The organism is Dietzia sp. DQ11-38-2, from assembly GCF_014145055.1.
Classification (GTDB): Bacteria; Actinomycetota; Actinomycetes; order Mycobacteriales; family Mycobacteriaceae; genus Dietzia.
Map to the genome: position 1 here is coordinate 1 of NZ_JAALDW010000486.1, position 2572 is coordinate 2572.

Sequence of the window (2572 nt, forward strand, 5' to 3'; positions counted from 1 at the left end):
ACGGCGCTCGCGTGGGGGCCGTGCCCCGAGACCGTCACGACCCCGTCGGCGGTGTGCACCAGCGTGAGCGTCCCGGTGGACTACGCGGTTCCCGACGGCGACCGCATCGACGTGACGGTGTCCAGGCTCCCGGCGCGCAATCCGGCGGCAGCGCGGGGGGTGCTGTTCGGCAACGCGGGCGGGCCGGGCGGGGATTCACTGACCTATTTCGACGACAACGAGCTGTTCACCTGGCCCGACGCCCTGCGGGACGAGTGGGACCTCATCGGTGTCCAACCGCGGGGGCTGGCGCACGCCGGCCCGCTCCACTGCGCGCCGATGGATGGCGCCGACCAGTTGATGATCGCCACCAACCTGGGCGGCGCGCACCGGGCGTCGTGCGAGCAGGCCAGCGGCGACTACTGGCGCCACCTCACCACCGAGAACACCGCGCGCGACTGGGAGGAGGTCCGGCGCGCGCTCGGCCAGGAGCGCATCTCCATCCACGGCCTGTCCTACGGCACGCTGCTCGGGTCGACCTACGCGACGCTCTTCCCGCAGCACACGGACAAGGTGGTGCTGGATTCGGCAGCGCACCCGGACTGGATGTGGAACGACGTGCTGCGCGAGCAGACCGAGCCCTACAAGCGCAGGGTGATGGCGATGTTCGACTGGATCGCCGCCAACGACGCCGTGTACGGGCTGGGCGATACCCCACTCAAGGTGTACGGGCGCTGGTCGCAGCGGGTGATGGCCGAGTCCGGCACCACCCCGACCCTCGCCCCTCCCCCGGCGCGGGTCGGCGACGTGCCGCCCGAGTGGCGGGCGCTCGCGCAGCAGTACGTCGACGGGGTCACGCTCACCGGCCCGCTGCGGGTGCAGATCGAGGGACTGTTCACCCAGCTCCGCACTCCCGGCGCGGTGCAGGCGCTGTCGCCGATGCTCGGCGCGACCCGCGGACTGGCGCCGCAGAGCTCGGGGTGGCCGGTGATCGCGGAGGCCCTGCGTGACGGCACGCCCGTCGGGCCGCAGGACCCGCAGATGCCGGAGCTCCCAGAGGAGGCTGTGGTTGCACTCAACATGCAGTCCGCCGTCCTGTGCAATGAGAACAGCATTGCCCCGCGGCCGCTCGACTACCCCGGGTTCCTGTGGACGCAGTTCGTGACCGGGGACATCTTCGATGCCATCGGCCTGACCTACAGTTCCGGGGCCGCCTGTGCCGGCGCCGCTCCGGTCACCACGCCCGTCGCGGTCCACAACGCGGGCCTGGCCACGGCACCGCTGCTCATCAACTCGCTGGGGGATCCGCAGACGCCCTATCACGGGGCGCTGGCGCTGGCCGAGCGCATGGGAGCGCACGTGCTCACGGTCGAGGGCGGCGATCACGGGCAGGTGGCCAAGGGGAACACGATCGTCGACGACGCCGTGGTCGAGTACCTGCGCACCGGCCACACCGGCGTGACCCATGCCCCGGCCCCGCCGATGCCCGCGGCGGGGTAACGCCACGTCGCCGACGAGGCCCGGGCCGGTGGGAAAGTACATCGCAGAGACGCTGGAAGCGCTGTCGTCGCGGGGTGTCCGCACTCTCGTTGCGTTGTCGTTCGTGATCGCGGGAATCTACTTGGGTAACGGAGGTGTAGCGACGGCGGCAGCTGTACTGCTCACGTCCCTGGGCTGTGGAATGACCGTCTTGATCATCAAGGCGAGAGCATCGATCGACTCCGATCGCGAGTAGAGGTGCCGCCGTGTGGTCACACCTGATCGCGTTTCCCCAGGTGGTTGTCCCGGGAACCGGCCAGATGTGACCACTCGGCGAGAGAACACGCCGCGCGAGAGTTGCCGCAGCGGCGTCGGCACGGGCAGCCGCGCGAGCGCCGGCGCGTCCGCGGATCGCCCCGTCAGGGACGGGCCGCAGATCGCCCCGTCAGGGACGGGTAAAGATCCCCGCCCGGGGCATCAAGAGTCCGTAAATGCCACTTCCCGCACGGTCGCGGGGGACGCAGGCTTCTCGGTGCAGTGCAGGCCACCGCCGCGCTGATCCCCGATCGAAAGTGACCGTGCCCGCGATGCTCGATATCGCCTACCTCGCGCTCATGCTGGCCTGCCTGGCCGGCTGCGTGCTCCTCGTCAACCGGCTCTCCCGGTCCGACGAGTCCGCCACCTCCCCCGGCCTCCCGGCGACCGGCCTCCCGGCGCCTGACCCGGCGTCACGCGACACCTCGGAGGCCGGGCGATGACCCTCGCCGGCGTCACCACCGTGATCCTGCTGGTCGTGGCGGCGAGTCTGGTGGTCTATCTCCTGGTGGCGCTCGTCGACCCCGAGCGGTTCTCATGAGCCCGGCGCTCGCAGCGGGCCTCCAGGTGGCCTGCCTGCTCGGGCTGCTGGCCGCGCTGTACATCCCGCTCGGCGACTACATGGCCCGGGTGTTCGCCAGCGACCGTGACCTCGGGGTCGAACGGCTCCTCTACCGGCTCGCCCGTGTGGACCCGCGCCGCGAGCAGTCCTGGCGCGTCTACGCCCTGGGGGTGCTGGCGTTCTCCGCGGTCAGCATGCTGGCCCTGTACGCGATCCAGCGCGTCCAGCACTGGCTGA

General features: G+C 71.0%; 4 protein-coding genes. All 4 read left to right on the plus strand.

Features of this window, described 5'->3' with window-relative positions; genetic code table 11:
• The coding region (locus G6026_RS15185) for an alpha/beta hydrolase (RefSeq protein ID WP_182613665.1) at nt 1–1479 on the plus strand (1479 nt) is incomplete at its 5' end.
• 566 nt (nt 1480–2045) lie between these two features.
• A complete protein-coding gene (locus G6026_RS15190; protein ID WP_182613666.1) occupies nt 2046–2216 on the plus strand; it encodes a hypothetical protein in 171 nt (56 codons plus the stop codon).
• A complete protein-coding gene (kdpF, locus tag G6026_RS15195) occupies nt 2213–2314 on the plus strand; it encodes a K(+)-transporting ATPase subunit F (protein ID WP_107757248.1) in 102 nt (33 codons plus the stop codon). Before G6026_RS15190 ends, kdpF begins: the two co-directional genes overlap by 4 nt.
• The coding region (locus G6026_RS17635; RefSeq protein WP_241728121.1) for a potassium-transporting ATPase subunit KdpA at nt 2311–2572 on the plus strand (262 nt) is incomplete at its 3' end. The genes kdpF and G6026_RS17635, both read left to right, overlap by 4 nt.

Coding starts and splice junctions, on each gene's coding strand:
- kdpF (WP_107757248.1), top strand. CDS start 2,213: ATGACCCTCGCCGGCGTCACCACCGTGATCCTGCTGGTCGTGGCGGCG.
- G6026_RS15190 (WP_182613666.1), top strand. CDS start 2,046: ATGCTCGATATCGCCTACCTCGCGCTCATGCTGGCCTGCCTGGCCGGC.